Source organism: Bradyrhizobium sp. CCGB20, from assembly GCF_024199855.1.
Classification (GTDB): domain Bacteria; phylum Pseudomonadota; class Alphaproteobacteria; order Rhizobiales; family Xanthobacteraceae; genus Bradyrhizobium.
This window is the reverse complement of the sequence record NZ_JANADN010000001.1, coordinates 7,992,686-8,009,453: the sequence shown is the minus strand read 5'-3', so window position 1 is coordinate 8,009,453 and position 16,768 is coordinate 7,992,686. Positions and strand designations below refer to the sequence as shown.

18 protein-coding genes and 2 pseudogenes are annotated in these 16,768 nt (G+C 58.1%); 10 read left to right on the top strand and 10 right to left on the bottom strand.

Annotation, left to right across the window (positions count from 1 at the left end; genetic code table 11):
* The first annotated feature begins 163 nt into the window (after positions 1 to 163).
* Entirely contained in the window at positions 164 to 616 is a 453-nt protein-coding gene (locus NLM15_RS37630) for an RICIN domain-containing protein (protein ID WP_254123039.1), read from the top strand.
* Between the two features lie 1,911 nt (positions 617 to 2,527).
* Here the strand turns inward: NLM15_RS37630 and NLM15_RS37625 are convergent.
* Complete coding sequence (locus NLM15_RS37625) at positions 2,528 to 2,812, bottom strand: hypothetical protein (protein ID WP_254123038.1); 285 nt, start codon at positions 2,810 to 2,812, stop codon at positions 2,528 to 2,530.
* Between NLM15_RS37625 and NLM15_RS43855 the strand changes: the two genes are divergently transcribed.
* Together NLM15_RS43855 and NLM15_RS43850 are read left to right on the top strand one after the other, a co-directional pair.
* Complete coding sequence (locus NLM15_RS43855) at positions 2,754 to 3,074, top strand: IS66 family transposase (protein ID WP_254140278.1); 321 nt, start codon at positions 2,754 to 2,756, stop codon at positions 3,072 to 3,074. The two genes, NLM15_RS37625 and NLM15_RS43855, sit on opposite strands and share 59 nt — an antisense overlap.
* The gene (locus tag NLM15_RS43850) at positions 3,031 to 3,144 is read left to right on the top strand and encodes a hypothetical protein (RefSeq protein ID WP_254124616.1); all 114 of its coding nucleotides are present in this window, start codon (positions 3,031 to 3,033) and stop codon (positions 3,142 to 3,144) included. The genes NLM15_RS43855 and NLM15_RS43850 overlap by 44 nt, the downstream gene beginning before the upstream one ends.
* A gap of 74 nt (positions 3,145 to 3,218) precedes the next feature.
* Here NLM15_RS43850 and NLM15_RS37610 read toward each other — a convergent pair whose 3' ends face one another.
* Complete coding sequence (locus tag NLM15_RS37610; RefSeq protein ID WP_254123036.1) at positions 3,219 to 3,701, bottom strand: hypothetical protein; 483 nt, start codon at positions 3,699 to 3,701, stop codon at positions 3,219 to 3,221.
* 456 nt (positions 3,702 to 4,157) lie between these two features.
* On the opposite strand from NLM15_RS37610, the pseudogene NLM15_RS44165 reads away from it, so the two are divergent.
* Positions 4,158 to 4,268 (top strand): annotated as a pseudogene (locus NLM15_RS44165) (integrase core domain-containing protein); the annotation flags it as partial.
* Positions 4,269 to 4,348: 80 nt separating this feature from the next.
* Here the strand turns inward: NLM15_RS44165 and NLM15_RS37605 are convergent.
* The 6 genes from NLM15_RS37605 to NLM15_RS37585 form a co-directional block, all read right to left on the bottom strand.
* Entirely contained in the window at positions 4,349 to 4,627 is a 279-nt protein-coding gene (locus NLM15_RS37605; protein ID WP_254123035.1) for a hypothetical protein, read from the bottom strand.
* Positions 4,621 to 4,833: a hypothetical protein gene (locus NLM15_RS37600; RefSeq protein WP_254123034.1), complete on the bottom strand. Its 213-nt coding sequence runs from the start codon at positions 4,831 to 4,833 to the stop codon at positions 4,621 to 4,623. The genes NLM15_RS37605 and NLM15_RS37600 overlap by 7 nt, the downstream gene beginning before the upstream one ends.
* 165 nt (positions 4,834 to 4,998) lie before the next feature.
* Complete coding sequence (locus tag NLM15_RS44160; RefSeq protein WP_375166909.1) at positions 4,999 to 5,334, bottom strand: Kazal-type serine protease inhibitor; 336 nt, start codon at positions 5,332 to 5,334, stop codon at positions 4,999 to 5,001.
* Between the two features lie 1,277 nt (positions 5,335 to 6,611).
* Positions 6,612 to 6,827: a cold-shock protein gene (locus NLM15_RS37595; protein WP_254123033.1), complete on the bottom strand. Its 216-nt coding sequence runs from the start codon at positions 6,825 to 6,827 to the stop codon at positions 6,612 to 6,614.
* 1,030 nt (positions 6,828 to 7,857) lie between these two features.
* On the bottom strand, positions 7,858 to 8,148 hold the full coding sequence (locus NLM15_RS37590; RefSeq protein WP_254123032.1) for a transposase: 291 nt from the start codon (positions 8,146 to 8,148) through the stop codon (positions 7,858 to 7,860).
* A 1,233-nt stretch (positions 8,149 to 9,381) separates the two neighbouring features.
* The gene (locus NLM15_RS37585; RefSeq protein WP_254123031.1) at positions 9,382 to 10,437 is read right to left on the bottom strand and encodes a hypothetical protein; all 1,056 of its coding nucleotides are present in this window, start codon (positions 10,435 to 10,437) and stop codon (positions 9,382 to 9,384) included.
* 653 nt (positions 10,438 to 11,090) lie between these two features.
* On the opposite strand from NLM15_RS37585, the gene NLM15_RS37580 reads away from it, so the two are divergent.
* The 4 genes from NLM15_RS37580 (at position 11,091) to NLM15_RS37565 (ending at position 12,478) form a co-directional block, all read left to right on the top strand.
* Positions 11,091 to 11,285: an Arm DNA-binding domain-containing protein gene (locus NLM15_RS37580; protein WP_254123030.1), complete on the top strand. Its 195-nt coding sequence runs from the start codon at positions 11,091 to 11,093 to the stop codon at positions 11,283 to 11,285.
* A gap of 99 nt (positions 11,286 to 11,384) precedes the next feature.
* Positions 11,385 to 11,663, top strand: coding sequence for a hypothetical protein (locus NLM15_RS37575; protein ID WP_254123029.1), 279 nt, complete (start codon positions 11,385 to 11,387; stop codon positions 11,661 to 11,663).
* A gap of 18 nt (positions 11,664 to 11,681) precedes the next feature.
* Complete coding sequence (locus NLM15_RS37570) at positions 11,682 to 11,882, top strand: hypothetical protein (RefSeq protein ID WP_254123028.1); 201 nt, start codon at positions 11,682 to 11,684, stop codon at positions 11,880 to 11,882.
* Positions 11,879 to 12,478 (top strand): tyrosine-type recombinase/integrase, encoded by a 600-nt coding sequence (locus tag NLM15_RS37565; protein WP_254123027.1) that lies wholly within the window; start codon positions 11,879 to 11,881, stop codon positions 12,476 to 12,478. The genes NLM15_RS37570 and NLM15_RS37565 overlap by 4 nt, the downstream gene beginning before the upstream one ends.
* Before the next feature lie 328 nt (positions 12,479 to 12,806).
* On the opposite strand, the gene NLM15_RS37560 is transcribed toward NLM15_RS37565, so the two are convergent.
* Positions 12,807 to 13,181, bottom strand: a complete 375-nt coding sequence (locus NLM15_RS37560; protein ID WP_254123026.1) for a hypothetical protein — start codon at positions 13,179 to 13,181, stop codon at positions 12,807 to 12,809.
* Between the two features lie 62 nt (positions 13,182 to 13,243).
* Here NLM15_RS37560 and NLM15_RS37555 point away from each other — a divergent pair, with 62 nt between their 5' ends.
* Both NLM15_RS37555 and NLM15_RS37550 read left to right on the top strand, forming a co-directional pair.
* Positions 13,244 to 13,528 (top strand): hypothetical protein, encoded by a 285-nt coding sequence (locus NLM15_RS37555; protein ID WP_254123025.1) that lies wholly within the window; start codon positions 13,244 to 13,246, stop codon positions 13,526 to 13,528.
* Positions 13,507 to 14,277: an SIR2 family protein gene (locus NLM15_RS37550; RefSeq protein ID WP_254123024.1), complete on the top strand. Its 771-nt coding sequence runs from the start codon at positions 13,507 to 13,509 to the stop codon at positions 14,275 to 14,277. Before NLM15_RS37555 ends, NLM15_RS37550 begins: the two co-directional genes overlap by 22 nt.
* Before the next feature lie 857 nt (positions 14,278 to 15,134).
* Here NLM15_RS37550 and NLM15_RS37545 read toward each other — a convergent pair.
* Positions 15,135 to 16,705 (bottom strand): annotated as a pseudogene (locus NLM15_RS37545) (IS66 family transposase).
* Positions 16,706 to 16,768: the final 63 nt, after the last annotated feature.

Below are 16,768 nucleotides of genomic sequence, written 5' to 3'. Positions count from 1 at the left end.
CAAATTATCTGACGACGGACAGTGTAGCGCTTTTTCAACCAGCAGCTTGATTAGTTTTCTGTTGGCACGCTTATTGCTGCGAATACGGTGAGGCTCAAATGGCCTGAACTCGCTTCACGACTAAGGCGCGATTGGCCTCACTTTAGCGCGAAAGGAGCGAAAGATGTCGAGCTTTCTAATCAAGTACGCGAGCGACCCAAACTTCGTGCTCGGAGTGGAGGAGAAGCATGAAAATGCCAGAGTTGTACTCCGCAAGGTGACCTCCAGCCTCAAACATATCCTTTGGGACATCAACTTTGACAATGGCGCCATCAGGTTGAATTCGGGAGGACAACTTGCAGTGGCGCCCAAGGACGGCAAAATTGCACAGGAAATTCCACTCTTGCTCAAATTCTACAACGCTTCAGACGCCACCCAACATTGGGAATTTTCCGGCAACACAGGCCTCATTCTCGCTGCGCTAAACGAGCGGTTCTGTATCGACAACCATGGGGGTGTGAAGAAAGAGGGCAACACGATTCAGCTGTTTCCGAAACACGGCGGAGACAATCAGCAGTGGCAACTTGTGGCCCTCTCTGACCTTAAGCTAGCCCTGGAATCAGCGGCAAGCACGTAAAGTTGCCTCAACCGAAGAGGTGGCTGTCGCGTGCCGCTGCGCTCGCTGCGCACATCGGAGTTCGGTACAAGTGACGCGCCTTCTGCCGAGGCAAAGTACCCAAAGCGGCGTCGCCGAGGCATCGACGGGCTCAAGGCGACGCCCACCTGGCCAGACTGTTTGCGTCTTCTCTGGTCGCAACGCTGGCAAGCATATTGCGATGACGGAGTTCTGGCCCCATCATGCGAAGAAAATCTTCTCACGGACGAGATGCCGCGCCAACCGGCGTCGATCGCCCGCGGCCGTCGACCGAATCGTGAGCCGCGCACATCGACACAAAAGCCCGGCGCGTATGCTTGAAGCTCGCTCCTATGGGCCCCAAGCGGTCGATCGCGCGTCTTTAGGAATACGTCGCGTCGTCGAATTGTTCCCTGCTACTTCATTTAGGGTAACCTCCGCCACGCGGAGAGACCGGAGCGATCATCTCATGACCAAACCCTTGTTGAATTTTATCGGCAGCCCCGCACATGGCGAAGATGGAGCTGGAACGTCCGCGCGCTGCGACAATAAACGTGCCTACGCCGAGTTTCGGGACATTCGCCTACACGCGCCGATGTTGCCGCGAGCGACAACGACGGCAATCTCATCGTCATCCTGGAGCCTACCGACGCGCCAAATCGATCGCCCCTTTCTTGTCAGTGGATCGTCGTCCGATACGAAGCCCAACCAGACTTTGACTCCAACGAAAGAGAGGAGACTGGCTAGCAGCTAGGCGACACGTCGCTCTCGATATTCGCGCCGACGATTGAAGTCGCCGCCGTTCTAGCGTCCCCGGATAAGGGAAGCAGTAAGGTGCCAGTTAATGTCCGCCGTCATAGCGACAGGCTCAAAGCGCTCGACGGCCGCGCCCTTTTCTTTGGCGAGGGCGAGAAAGCCATCTTGAACAACGTAGTAACCTTCTGCCATTTCGCCTGGATCAGTCGCGCACGCGCCTCTCACGCTCGCCTGCAGCCGTTGCGCCTAACGCTTTTTCCTTCCGGCTGCCCCGCGCCGCTTCTGCCGATGAGGTGGCTCGTCCTCCTGTGATGAAGATCGACTTAGAGCACCCGAGCAGCCCTCGGATGCGCAATGTAGGGCGAGCATCCTAAACTCGTCATCGGCAGAAGCGGACAATTCGGTCTTATGCTTGCGACGTCATGAGTGGGCGGCGGTCTCGTGCAAGACGGGCTATGTTGTTGGGTTCATACGCGTCCGACTTAAGACGTTTTGGCGGTAAGCCGACACAGAGGGACGGCGAGTTCACATCGCGCCACGAAGAGACTAGTTTTGCTCGACGCGCGGCTCGCAAAGCGTGGCACGCCGATTACCAGTGTGGGCCACGGCGTCTCGGGGCCCAGCGATGTAGGCCTCCCGCGACCCACGTTCCTTCCAATCCACAAGGGGGGAGTCACGATGCCGATGGCGCCTGGGCAGGCGAGCACAAGCATGGCCACGCCGAGTCGGTTGGTCGCAACGACCCCGCAAGCTTAACCCTAATCGCAACAAAGCGATGAGTGCGCGTGCCATGTGGCGGCGACGCAGCGTTCGTATCGGAGACCCTCCATGACAAGTTCTTCTGTGATTGCATCAGGACTGTGCTGACTCGGGACACGGAAGCAATGGAGAGGCCGGCTCCCCTTCGTCGGTATGCAAAGGTCGGGCGAGGAGTTGATAGAGCGCGAGGAGTCGGCGGGTCATTTCAGCTGCCTCGGGCCGGGTGATCTCTTCTCCGTACGCTTCTTTGCAAATCGCTCTGAACTCTTCGAGGCGCTCGGTTGAGACTTCATGACCTGTTGGAAGCATGCCCCGATCATACGGATGCTGTTTACGAGTCGCAGACCCGGGATTATGCCTGAGGAGGAACTGTATCTTAACCTAACAACGAAGCCGGGATTAGGCAGCCAGCTTGTTGCGGATCCCGAGATGCTTTTCGATCGCCGCGATGCGTTCGAGCGCGTGGCCGAAGTAAACTTTGTAGATTCTCCAATGAGCACCGCTTGTGAGCACTACCCACTCGATTCCCTTGTTGGCGGCGTAATCGATGGCTTGCTTGACATGGGCATCGGGCTCGCCGCGCGAAAAGGAGCATTCGTTGGGGGGGCTCGTCGCAGCTTTGAAAATGTGGTTCGAGAAGCAGCTATCGATGATCTCCAGCGGCTCAACGCTCGCCGAGGACATCCGCTATGCGCTGAATCACTGGCAGGGGCTCACCCGCTTCCTTGAAGACGGGCGCCTCGAGCTCGACCGACACCAACCCGGTCGAGAACGCCACCGGCCGGCCTGCCTAATCAGAAAAATGCGCTCTTCGCGGGCCACGAAATCGGGGCAGAAAACTGGGCCTTGCTGGCGTCGATCATCGCTACCGCAAGCTCAACTGCGTCAACCCGGCTGCCTACATCGCCGAAACACTCGAGGCGATCATCGACGGCTATCCCCATAGCAGGATCGAAGACCTCATGCCGCGGCGATTCCGCAAAACGTCAAGCCAGCCTCAATGGGGTCCCGGCTGAGCGCTTACCATTAACCAGCGAAGCTGCGACTTTATCATCGTCGACCGTCGAACTATCGACGGCGCAAGCGCCCGTCATTTTGATAGGACCTTCCGGTCCGCCTCGAACGCTTCCTGATCTTTCGGGCCTGCAAGGTCGAACCAAGAGCCGGTGGCATACGTAGCGATAAGCTTGGCAAAGAATGATTGCGGCTCCCAATCGTGCCCTTCGTGCTTCTCGAAAATGATGACTCCGTCACGGCTGAAATAACTAGGCCCAGGAACATTGCAATCGACCGAAAGCTGAACACGCCACAAGTCGCCCTCCGAAGTCTGTTGTTCGTCTACCTTTGGCGAGCAGTGCACTTGAACCGGTTCGCCGATCGTGCAGCGGCCACGCCGCAGAAGAGTCCCCAGCTTACCCTGCGCTGTGGTTACGAAGTTGAAGTTTGCCGGATTATGCAGAAAGCGACGGTTCACGCCGTTTTCATCGTTTGTTACTTCGTCGGCGATCAGCGAGACTGCGACCGCCTGCCAGCCTAGTTCCATCGGTTTTGCATAGGGCGTCACAATTTTCATTGTGCCATCGGGCGCCATCTCCCAGGTGACTGTATATTCTTCGTTTGTCTTATCGGCCCGGTGCCTGGCCCACGAAAAGATAACTGGCTCTCCCGAGTCGGTCTTTTGACCAACCTCCCATCCCCGAGGGATGAAGTGTGCCACCTTTGAGACCTTAGTGAACCCGTCTCACCATCCTGCGCTCGCCATGTTGATTTGACTTTGTCGACAAGGGCGTTGCCTTCCGTACGAACACCATCGCTCTTGCCAGCCAGCCCACCCAGCAAAATCAACCATACACCAAGGCAGATACAGAGACCGAGACAGAACCAAAGCATGCGTCTATGTCTATCGATCATTTCTCTTACCCCACGCTGCGGCCATTGTTACGCCATCAGATTGTATCCTGAGGGAGGACCGCAAGGTACTTACCAGGATTGATTGGCATCCAAACCAGCGCCGCTCGCGCCGGACGGCTGGCAACCTCAACCTGAAATAGGTCGATCAGGGCCGCGTCGCTGGCATTACATCGCACCCAGCAAGCCGATGCAGAATGCCTTCATCGAAAGCTTCAACCACGAATTCCGGCTCTCTCCCGCGGTCCGTTTGCAACCGTCTAGTACGACATGGGGAAGGATCACCCCGCATCGGACTCGCGGCGCGGACGTTCAGTCTTGAGTACCCTCATATCCGGCAGGATCGAAGTCGCGAGCCGTCCATTCCTCTCCGGGCTCTAGGTCGGTTAGATCAACTACAACGCCCGTGCCTTCAACCGTCCATCCTCCCATCTTGATTGCGCCCTCGTTGGTGGCCATGCGGCGAGAGATAACCACTTCATCCGTAGCAACGTTGTAGAGCTTGACTTTGTGAACGGTAGTTCTCGCCATCTCTATTTCCATTTGCTCGTGACCTTCGTCGTCGACGGATCCGCGCAAATGGATCAGCAAAAAGCTGCCGTGCCTGGGCAGCCGCGCGAGCTTGTCAGGATGTGCTGAGGAGCTCCTTGTTTGATCTCTACGCCGTATCCGTAAACCAGTCCGTCGTCGTTGGCGATCTCGTGTATCACATACTCGATTTCATTTAGCTCATCGGGCGTCAGGTCAAGTGCCGCGGCAATCGCCTCGGCTTCCTCGCGGTCGTACTGCTCTTGCATGCGGCGATCAATGAACTGAAACGCCTGTGGGGGCCTGACCAGACGCGGGCGCGGTTACACAGCCGACCTCAATGCACGAGCCGAGAGTAGAGTGTACTTGGTGCTAATGCCCGCCGCTCAGAGTTGGCATTGATCTTCCCTCAACAGAGGGGCGTTGGAGCACACTTAACCGCCTGCTCCGCATCTGCCGGCATGGGCAGTATCTGTGCCAGCACGAGCTGCCTCGCATGCATTGTTGTAGCTCTTGCCATCACAGCCACATACAGGCATTACGTATTGCGGGCACAGCTGCGGCCGAGTGCGACAGACACCGAATTGATCGCCGATGCCACACCGGTTGCTGCTAGGAAAATTACACCACTCGTTCGCCTTACAGGGTATGTTAGCGAAGCCACCACAAACGGGTACGTCAACTGTTTTGCCTTCTATAGGAAGTTCGACAGCGAGGGCGTTTGAAATCCCGAGAAAGATGAATGACGTTGCGGTGCTGATGGCGCGCATATTGTCCTCCAACGTCTTTTGAGGCCTACAGCTAACAGTTCATGCCTAATCACGATCCGCCGCCACTCCCAAAATTGGTAGTTGAATAGTATCCTCTTCGCGCACTCCTGCGATTTGCAGTATCCCTCGACGAGAAGCGGGAGAAAGTGTCATCGATCGTGAGTACCCGGAGCTAGCCGCCGGTCGCCAGCTGATCATGAACAAAGTCCATCGCCCAGGTCTCATTCGATCGCGTCGCTGGCCGCGATCATCGCGCAGCTTGGCCTTGACCGGCACTTGGGTTGCTGCTGCTGAGCTACGCGGCTAGACGGAAATCCGAGCGGTCAGCCATTGGCGGAACGGATCTAACAATTCGACCTGCGTCGTCGCGATCTACTATGTTGCGAGTGGTTCGGGGAGGCGGCAGCTGGATTTGTAGCTGAAATGGAATTTTGAGCGAATGGGCATGTCGGTCTACGTTCAGACGATGCCAAGGGTCGGCACGCAACCTTGTTAAGCGAGGAGTTCGAGAGGGAGAAATGCGCCGGTGGGCGGGATATCGCCCCTTGGAAAAAGGTGCGATCGGGACATCATGTGGATATCTGACTCGCCAAAAACGGTTTCGGATTCTAGAATCGCGAGTCTAAGCCACTTATGCGGTACTTCATCTATTGTAGAAAAGTCGTCTGAAGCAGAAGACCGACAGGTCGCGTCGATCGAGTCCCAGCTATCGACGATACAGCGTACTTTCGGCGGACGATCAGATATCGAAATCGCCGGAGTTTATGAAGAGGCATTCAGGCGCGAAAGCGCCTGATCGCGCAAAATTCAACGAGATGCTCTCAGAGAGATTGAGAGAGGCACCGTTCATGGGGTCGTCGCGTGGGCGCCCGACCGCCTTGCGCGAAATTCGATTGATGGCGGACGGCTATCCTTGGCGGCACGTGGAGCGCCGTCAGGAAGTATTATTGGAGGGCGATTATCCAGGTTCGAAAACTTCTATCATTGCAGAGAGTGTGGCCCGGGAGAAATGACATGCGGCCGGCACAACGTGACGACGGTTGTTCACTTGGCGGCGGCCCTCATATCTCCCTACAGAAGCCAACGCGAAGGAGTTTCCGATGCATTCCAGTGAGTGCCCGAGTGAAATCTGTGATCAGCCGAATAGACAGACTTTTACTCGAGTGCTGCGTTCGGAAAACGTCTGCTGCGTTTGCCTCGCCCGGCATAAACTCTTGCCAGGGCGGAATCGCGGTCTTTGCTGTGTTTGAACAATCTTGAACTCCTGCTTCGGCACTTCAATCGATCAACCTGACCTCGGCAGCTCTGTACTTTGAGCGCCGTTTGTTGAAGCGAAGATCGAACGTCACGCGCGTGCCCGGCACCAGATCGGTACCTGTGCAGTTGCGTAGTTCCGACATGTGCACGAACAAATCCTCGCCGGTGCGATCATCAGGCCTTATGAAGCCCCAGCCCTTCTCAACACTGTACGAAAGTACCGTTCCAGTCTGCATCTTTGCTCTAGCTTGTCGAGATTGGAAGATCGTACATTGACGTTTACGCGACGATATCGAGTCGCGAGCTATGCCTGCGCGGCTGTTTTCGAGCTGCGGGTACCCTTTCCTAGGGAGACACTGATTCGGTCCTTACCCCCTTCCGTTCGTGCCCGCGTAGGACATGGCGGCGGCGAGCGTGACCGAATCCAGTCGCCGGTCGAAGATCCTGTTTCATATCGCCTCACGGCACCAGCGGGACGGACCAGACGCTAGCGGCGACGCGGCGCCGAGTCCGCCCCTAACATCACCGCATCTGGAGTAGTAGGTGATGCTGCCCCGATCCGAGCAAGGGCCGTGCCGAATCGAGACTCAGAGGTTCTGCAGGCGCTTCGTAGCGGGGCTGTACGATCAAGTTGTCGACATTGGTCTGAAAGCTGACGATCAACGCCAACATTGTCTGACGCTTCCTGGTCCTGGCTGACGACGGACCAATGTCGAGATCACGGTCGCTTCGGATCTCCTATCCTCGTTGTCCGGATGGATTGCGACAACAGGACTAGCCCAACGCCCAGAATTGACCCAACTAACGCGCCGAATGTGATGTGCCTGAATGTGAAGCCTCGGTGGAAGCGCTGATAATTGTTGAGCCGACTTCGGTCCGGAGGAACTTTTCCGGCGTGCAACCGCGACAACGAATGAAGCCGCGAGACGATGCAGTCCCGCGGCTTCGCCACCGGAATCTAACGAAAACCGTTTAAGTATGAATCCCTCCACCGGTGTTCCTCCAGTAGAACACCGTGTTCAAAAAAATGACAATCCGGGCGGCTACGAAAGCAGGATGCGCACGTAATGCACAGGGTTCCGTTCATCGAACGAGGGAACGAGGATACAAGATGCAGATACTCCTTGAGGTAGTCGAAGACAGACTCGATCTTGGAACGAACGTTCAGGAGTTCGATCTGCCACGGAGCGGCAATCTTCTTTGTCTGTTTGGGATGCGGCGGCGCGATAACAATCGTGCTGTATCGATCCCAGATTCGTTTGCGCATCACGGAAGCACCGTACAAAGTGTCACCAACCGCAAGAGGAGATGTTCCATCTGTGCGTCGTATCCGTTCGCACCGGTGAGTGCGAGAACGTAGAGTCGGCCATCGATAGAGACACTCGCATGGAGCTTGAACCCATAGTGCCAGCCTTGCCAGTTCTTGCCGAAATCAACCATATCTGGAGCCACCGAATAGTCATCGACACGATGCTGTTTGCATACGGGAAGCATGGTCGCATCCATGATGCGGACGGCTTCATCGAATGAGAGGAGTGAAGAGAGGGCACTGAACATGGCCGGGAGTGCCCGATGCGCCTCTGATGGTAGAGCGCGCAGTGACGGTAGATGTCCTTCAGTGTTTCCTGCCTGAGCATTGCTGTGTGCCACAGCAGAATGGTGACGACCTCCGATTCGGAAAGAGCCGGAGGTCTGCCTGTCCGCGGTTGCTTAGCGGGCACGAGGTCGTCTACCCAACAGTACAAATCGACGATATGATTCACATACGAAAAGAGCATGGTTCTCAATGGCTAGGTTGGTACCCGTCCATTGTCCCATGCTCTTTTTGCGTTTCTGGGGCTTTGTTGTGCGGTTATGGAATTTCGTTACTCACGGTATCATGCCTTGCTCAGATGGGCTCCGTCCTGCTGCCGCCGAAGAAGACCTCCGCGATTGGCGCGCTTAGCGCAAATCCGCCTTTCACCGGTCCTTTCCGCGGCCTGAAAACAAAAAAGAGTTGGGCTACACCTGTTTTGGAGCGCGGTTGAACGTGCGTTCTTCTCCCTTTGCTTTCGAATCGAGTTTCGCGCCGAAACTCCATTCCGAATTTGGATACCGAACACCTGGCGGTCATTCCGAAGATCGACGCGTGCGAAGCACGCAATTTGTCCTCCATTCATACTGGAAATGAATCGTATCTTCGGCCCCTCACGCACGAGACTCGCGGCTTTGCCGAAACTCGCTCGCGCCGCTATCCCGATCAGAGTCCAACAAGCGCGAGGTCGGCTGGCGTGCATGGCAAGTGTACTGAGCTAGGCAAGTCGATTCGCATCGTATCAACGCAAAAATCTGCGGGCTCAAACTTGAACTTTGTGCCTGGCGTTCTCAAATCGCTTTAGTTTGCAGCGCAAACAGTTAAGAGTCCCGTTCATAGCTCCAGCACCGACGGGACCAGAATCCAACCAGGTGACCGGGAGATATGATCACGACGCCGGTAGTTATTGCACAGATATCAGAAGTCGGTTTGACCGCATCCCTCCTCGTCGTCCTATTTTGAGGACTTTAAGAATGTCGAAGCGGAAGTACTTCACTCCGTGCCGAAGGATATGACGGCTGAGCCGTAGTTCACAATGGCAAGACCGTCTCAAAACACCATATTCAGCGCGCTTCGAAAGAAGCGGCTATCCGTGCCGGTTCAAAAGCCGGAATTAGCGCGTTCGCCGACGTTGCGTGACGACGTAGTAGCTTAATGATGGGTTAGTGAGGGCGCCGACCGCCTTGTGAGACGGCCGGCCTCTCGTGCAGTCCGAATCAGGCGGCGAGTGGATCGCTCAGGAGAACGCCGCCCAGGGATGCCCAGCCGGACCACGGTCCGGAGTGCGGCTTCTCCTGCCAGATGTGCCAGAGCGCGTTGTCGGTGCCGCGCGCAAACACTTCTAGCCGGCCGTCGGAATTATCGAAGGCCACCGGATCACTGGTGATGGAGCCGCCCAGAGATGCCCAGCGTGACCACGGTGCGGCATGCGGCTTCTCCTGCCAGATATGCCACAACACGTTGTCGATGCCACGGGCGAACACTTCCAGCCGGCCGTCGGAATTGTCGACCACGGCCGGATCACTGGTGATGGCGCCGCCCAGAGATGCCCAGCGTGACCACGGACCGGCATGTGGCTTCTCCTGCCAGATATGCCACAGTGCATTGTCGGTCCGACGGGCGAAAACTTCGAGACGGCCATCGCGGTTGGCGACCACGGCGGGATCGCTGGTGATGGCGCCGCCCAGGGATGCCCAGCTTGACCACGGTCCGGCATGCGGCTCCTCTTGCCAGATGTGCCACAGCGCATTGTCAGAGCCCCGGGCGAACACTTCGAGACGGCCATCGGAATTGACGAACACCTCGGGGGCGCTGGTGATGGCGCCGCCCAGGGATGCCCAGCTTGACCACGGACCGGCATGTGGCTTCACCTGCCAGATATGCCACAGCGCATTGTCGGTGCCGCGCGCAAACACTTCCAGCCGGCCGTCGCTGTTGGCGATCGCAGCGGGATCGCTGGTGATGGCGCCGCCGAGCGAGGCCCAACCCGACCACGGTCCGGCATGTGGCCTGTCCTGCCAGACGTGCCAGAGTGAGTTATCGGTTCCGCGTGCAAAGACCTCCAGCCGACCTTCGGAACTAGCGACACTGGACGGCGAGCTGGTGAGAACGCCGCCAAGCGAGGCCCAACTCGACCATGGCCCCGAGTGCGGTTTTTCCTGCCAGACGTGCCAGAGCGCCCTGTCGGTTCCGAGACCGAACACCTCCAATCGTCCATCGGAATTCTCTGTCACTGATACCGAGTGGGTAAGCGCCGCTGCTGCATTTGTCATAACAATCTCCAATTGTATTGATGCACTGAGGGAACATCTCGCCAAAAGCAATCTAAAGTAGCATCATCCTTTCACACTGCGATGACGCCGACAATGATCTCGCGTGAAAGTGATCCGCGCGCCCAAGTTCCTTGCATTCTCATTCGCTTTTGTTGCAGTGAGCGAAACAACACTTTGGTGGCGCTCAGTCCACACGTCCTTCGATCATGCCAACCTCTGATAGCGGTCTAGAAAAGTCGGGTTCGGAAATAATGGCGCCAACTAATGATCCGGCGGGCAAATCAACTCGATTGATCGGAAACGACGTCAGACTTTTAGCCAAAATATGTGTCTCCCGTTGCGTATCCCCGTCCTCATTCAGAGAGACGCTTCGCGATCGGCACGAACGTTGAGAGCGGACGCGGTGGACGCCGGGATGTTCAGCTCGCATGCCCCGCGGACGAAGACATCTTGGCGGACGGCCAAGTCGTGTGGGCCTTATTTTGATCACCGGCGAGCACCAATGGCGCTCTATGAGCGCGAAATAGCCCTTCAATTACAGGCTCTTTCGGAATTATGCTTCCAGAGCAAGGCTGCTGGGCGCACAGCTGAACCGCCGCTACTGGGGCAGGGCCCCAGCGCGGCACCCGCATCGCAAAGCCTGAGAGCACCGAATGCCCAACATCACCGAAAAGAACTGCCGCGCCGAAGTGAAGCAGCGCACCAAAGTTTACGACGCCGCCTGCGCTGGCCTCTACGTCAGCCTGAGCCCGTCAGCGCCGCCGACCTTCTCGCTGAAGTACACTTGCCCGATCACCAAAAAGCGCAGCACGCATCGCCTGGGCGTCTATCAGAAAGCCCGAGCATGACGTAGCGTTCTGGCGCAAGGAAGCGTGTAAGGTGAAGGTCAGGATCGCCGACGCGAGAATATCGCACGGACCGCGCGGCAGGTCCGCAGGCTGGCGGCCATGCAGGCAGGCATCACGGCCGGCGAGATCATCGACAAGCGCATCGCGTGGATCAGCGAGGAAGTCGAGACGCGCCGCCACTCCGAGCACGGCGTCGTGCTCAAGAAAGCGCCGCGCATGAAGAGCTGGGAAGAACAGACCCGCCACCTAAACCGCTTCGTCCGCCCGCGCCTCGGCAGGATGATCGCAGGTGATGTCACCAAGCATGACATCGCGCAGCTGCAGGCCGATATCCTCGCGGGCAAGCTGATCGCCTACGGCAAGCCGCTGAGGGCTTAGGTCAGCAGCGCCCGCCATATGCGCAAGGCGGTTTCGGGCCTCTTCAACTGGGCGGCTGAAGCAGGCCGGGACTGTGTCAGCACCTCGCCCGGCGTGAACCTGCCGCTGCTGCCCATGGAGGAGTCGCGCAAGCGCAAGCTGAGCCGTGAGGAGATCGCGATCCTCTGGCATGGCCTTGACCGACCCGACATCACCGTTGATCGGCGCATCTGCCTTTGATCAAGTTCGCGCTGGTGAGCTGCCTGTGCTCGGTCGAACTGCTGCACATCCACCGCGACGAGCTGGAGGGCCACGATCTCAACAGCCGATATCCGCAGGTCGATATCCCCGAGGAACGCGTCAAGGCAAACCGCATGATCCATCAGCCGCTTTCCGATCTCGCGGTCGAGATCGCGAAGGAGGCGATGGGCAACTATTCTTGGATGTTCGCTGGCCGCTGGGGCACCGAGCCACTGAACAAAAAAGCCATGGCCTGCGCGCTGCGCGGCAATAAGGCCAGCAATGGCCGCGTGCGCTCGGTAGGCCTCTGCGAGCAGCTCGGCATCAGGCCCTTCACCCCGCACGATCTGCGCAGATCAGCTGCCAGCCTGATGGGCTCCATCGGCATCAGCCGCGCCACGATCTCGCTCTGTCTCGACCACACCATTAAGAGCGACGATCAGGGCGCGGTGCCATCGGTAACCGGCAAGCACTACGATCAGGACCCCCGCATCGAGGAGAAGCGCGCGGCCCTGCAGAAGCTGACCGATGAGATCAAGCGCATGGTCGCTGAGCCGGTGGAAGCGCCTGACGCGCTGATGCCGCTGGCTGCATGATCAACGCGGGGTATCAAAAACCCTGGGTATCGACAGAGAGCCCGCCCCAGATCGAGGCGGGTTTTTTGTCGGGTCCGCTGGGACTCAGCAGATGGCGCTGCGCTGGTCTCGCGGGAAAGGTTCAGATGATCTCCGCGCCCGGCGGATCGATACAGCCTCCACGGTCGAACGCAAAGCTCGAAATTGTATGCCCCTCTTCAGGCAGTTCGATTATGAGGTCGGCGCGCTCGTGCGGCTTTGACCTTTGATGGTACAGAACGATACCACGCGCGGCTCATCCTCCGGGCTCCATCCTCTATCGCGAAGCCGTGGTGCCACAGGGGTTATCCTAGTTGTAAACGACGAAGCCGCGTCCCCAACTTGAGCTTGGCGCTACTTCGTCAAGGCAGACCGCGTCCAAGGCGACCGGCTTCCCAGAAGCCAAGGCGGCCCTTATTGCCGCCTCCAGCTCCGCTTGCTTCAAGCAGCCGGGGTATGGCGTAGGGGTCTCCGGCGTGAAGGCAAATTTGTCGCCTTCGACATGCTCGGCGTCGATGCGCGATGCAACTAGTTTGGCTAGGCCGGACTTCCCAACGCCGTCGAAGCCCTTGAAGCGCAGGAGCTTCGGATCGTTTTCCTCGTGCCAAAAACCCATGACCACGTCGCGGCTTGTCCGAATGTCCGAACCGTCGCGATTTTCACGTTCATCAATCCTTTGTTCCAAGCAATTTCACTGGCGGTTGCACAACACACGGGTATATCTCGAAGGGCGAATCGGGAGCAGCCATGAGCGTAAGCGTTCACAATCCGGATCAGTACATGGCTGCCTTGCGCACGATTATCGCGCAAGGTCGAAAAAGAATAGGACTTCTCATTGGTGCTGGCGCACCTGCCGGAATGCGTAAGGCGGACGGCACCTATCCGCTAATTCCGGCTGTTGTGGGTCTCACCGATCAGGTCCTCAATGCGATCAAGCCTGAATACGGCAAACAGATCGACGCGCTAAAGTCTGAACTCCCCAACATGACATCGAAACGATTCTCTCTCGCGTGCGCACGCTTGCCAAAGTGATCGGCAAGAGCAGGGTGCATGATCTTGATGATGATCGCTTTGAAAAACTCGGTGAACGCATTTGCACGGAGATTGGCAAGGTCGTGGATGCACGTCTGCCGAGCGGGTCTGCCTATGCGAATCTTGTGAGTTGGGTCACTGGCACCTCGCGTGATCACCCCGTTGAGATATTCACGACAAATTATGACCTTTTGCTTGAAGAGGCATTCGAGGCCGTTCGGGCCCCTTACTTCGACGGCTTCGTCGGGGGGCGTGAGCCATTTTTCGATCCTGTTTCAATCGCCAATGGCGACTTGCCTGCCCGCTGGACCCGCCTTTGGAAACTGCACGGCTCGCTTGGCTGGTGTAAGGGCGAGTTTGAGGAGGTCATTCGATCGGGGAAAAGCAGCGCTACCCACCTGATTTTTCCCAAGCATCTAAAATATGATCAGACTCAGAAGGCACCTTATGCTGCTCTTTTCGACCGACTGAAAATCTTTCTCAGCAGCCACGATACTCTACTGATCTCGATTGGGTTCTCCTTTGCTGACGCTCACGTCGCGGCGAGGATCGACGAGGGACTTGCCTCAAATCCGTTGGCGAGCGTGTTCGCCTTTCAATTTAAGTCGCTTGCTGATGAAAAGGGCGCGAGTGCTGTGCCTTGCTGGCAGTCGTCTACCCGGCAACAGAAGGCCGCGCGAAGGCACTTGTCGCGTCAGCGAACGAGTGTCTGGCTCAGCTGCGCCGCTGCTCTACCTTCAGCATATTAGACCTCGAGGCGCGACTCGGCATTGGTAGGCCTTCAGGCCGCTATCCGGTAACCACCCTCATTCTCAATCAGAAATTCGTGCTGCCGAGCGAAGGGGCGCTGCCGCGTGAAAGCCCAAGAGATCTTGGAAGAGAGATTGGCTTCGATCTACAGCTGCGCGTCAAAAGAATGGGCGACAACATAATGCTCGACTACATCTATCGATCGGACGTCCTCGCCGACGATACGGTCGTACGTTTCCACTCTAGCGTGGACCGCGAGCTTCGCCGATTGGTATGGGGCTAGAGCAAGCTGAAGTGGCGACGTAATCGCGGGATAGAAGAGAGGGTGCAGTCAGTCCGATTGCGCCTAATGCGAGACGCCTCTCAATCGCCGCGATGCGTTCGAGCGTGTGGTCGATCTCTATGCGATACTCCTTGGTGTTCTCGACTTTTGCTCTCAAGTCATGAAGACATCGAGATATCGGCTATTTCTCTTCGAAGCTCTTGGAACTTGCGAGTTGTTTGAGCACGAAACTCCTCGATCCGATCTTCGTCGCCATGTGCGCGACGATAAAATCGAGACTTTCCTGAACACCATTTGGCTTCGCATTCATACTATACTTCTATCTTATCCTGCTTCATGACCTGCGCAACTGGAGTGCCGCACGCCGCTTGTGCGGACAGTCAGGAGCTGTAGTGCGCGAGCCGACTTCCCGACCGAAGTACCTCGCAACGCTTCTCGAATCAACTCAGAGCGAATCCGGCGCTCTCGCACTCTCACCCGCTATCAGCGAGCATCTTGGGGCAGAGAAGCTGAAAGGTACGCATCCGGCGACGGCCTCTGGCCAGGTCGCTTTGAGCAGACAGCCGATAGCATTCAGGCGGCGTAAGCGATGTTCTGAGGGCGCCAGTTCCAAGGCAGGAGTTCGTGGATGCGCTTGGCGGGATGATCCGGCAGGCAGGCGAGCACGTCGGCGAGCCAGGCCTGTGGATCGATGCCGTTGAGTTTGGCGGTGGCGATGAGGGTGTAGATTGCCGCCGCACGCCGGCCGCCCCCATCGGAGCCGGCGAAGGTCCAATTTCTTCGGCCCACAGCGACAGCCCGCAGCTCGCGTTCAGCGGCGTTGTTCGACATGCAAAGCCGTCCGTCCTCAAGGAAGCGGCTAAATGCTTCCCAGCAGCTGGGGCAGTAATTGATCGCCTTGGTCGTGTCGTTGTTCCTGGAGAGGTTGGCGCGCTGCTCGTGCAACCACGCCTCCAGCTCGACGATCAGGGGGCGGCTACTCTCCTTGGCGCACACGCAAACGCTCCTGCGCAGCAAGTCCGTTGATCTCGCGCTGGATGGCGAACAGGACATCGATGCGCTTGACCGCCTCGGCCGCGATCGGCGCCGTACTGAGCCGCGCTAAATCGAAGAACTTACGCCGGCCGTGTGCCCAGCATGCCGCCTCGATAATCGGGCCCCCTTTGCGATTGACTTCGTAGAGCCTGCCAAAGCCGGCATAGGCATCGGCCTGCATCAGTCCGGCATAGCCCGCCAGATGCTGCTCCGGATGCGCACCGCCACGATCAGGCGAGTAGAAGAACACAGCTGCCGGCGGATCTGGGCCGGCGAACGGGCGATCGTCGCGCACATAGGTCCAGAGCCGGCCGGTCCGGGTCTTGCCCTTGGCCAGGACCGGCACCGTGGTGTCGTCGGCATGGATGCGCTCGGCCGCGAAGACGTGGCTTCGGATTGCATCGACCAGCGGCATCAGGGTTGCCGCGGAAGCGCCCACCCAGTTCGCCAGCGTCGAGACATCGAGGTCGACGCCTTCGCGCTGGTAGTCGTCGCTCTGACGATTGAGCGGCAGATGCAGGCCGTACTTGGCGAACAGGATATGGGCCAGCAGCTTTGGCCCTGCACGCCCGCGCGCAATCGGATGCGAGGGGGCCGGCGGCTGGGTGATCGCTTCGCAGGCCCGGCAGACGAGCTTCTCGCGCACGTGCTGGATCACCTTCCACTGGCGCGGAACGAGCTCCAGCGTCTCGGTCACGTCCTCGCCAATCTTGCGCAATCGGCTGTCGCCGCAATGGGCAGATCGCAGGTGTCGGATAGACGATGCGCTACCGTGGCAGATGCTCCGGCAGTGGCCGGCGGGCTGGCTTGCGGCGCTCGAACGATGGCACCGCAATCTTCTCGGCTGCCATCTGCGCTGTGGTCGCAGCTTGCGCCGCGTTCTCCTCCAGGTCGGCGAGCTGTAGCTCGAGCTGGTCCAGCAATGCGCCCCGCTCAGAGGACTGTCCGAACTGCTCGTGCCGGAGCTTCTTGATCGTGAGCTTGAGCTTCTCGATCAGCAAGGTCCCCGCCTGGGCTTCGGCTTCCGCGGCCAACCGGGCCGCTCGCTCGGCGCGCAGCATCGCCTGCAGCGTGGTCACATCGTCGGGAAGAGAATCATCGGCGCCCATCGCCGACCAGAGAATCACAAGACGCGGTCTCTGTCCGAACCGCTGATCGTGCCACCGATTAAA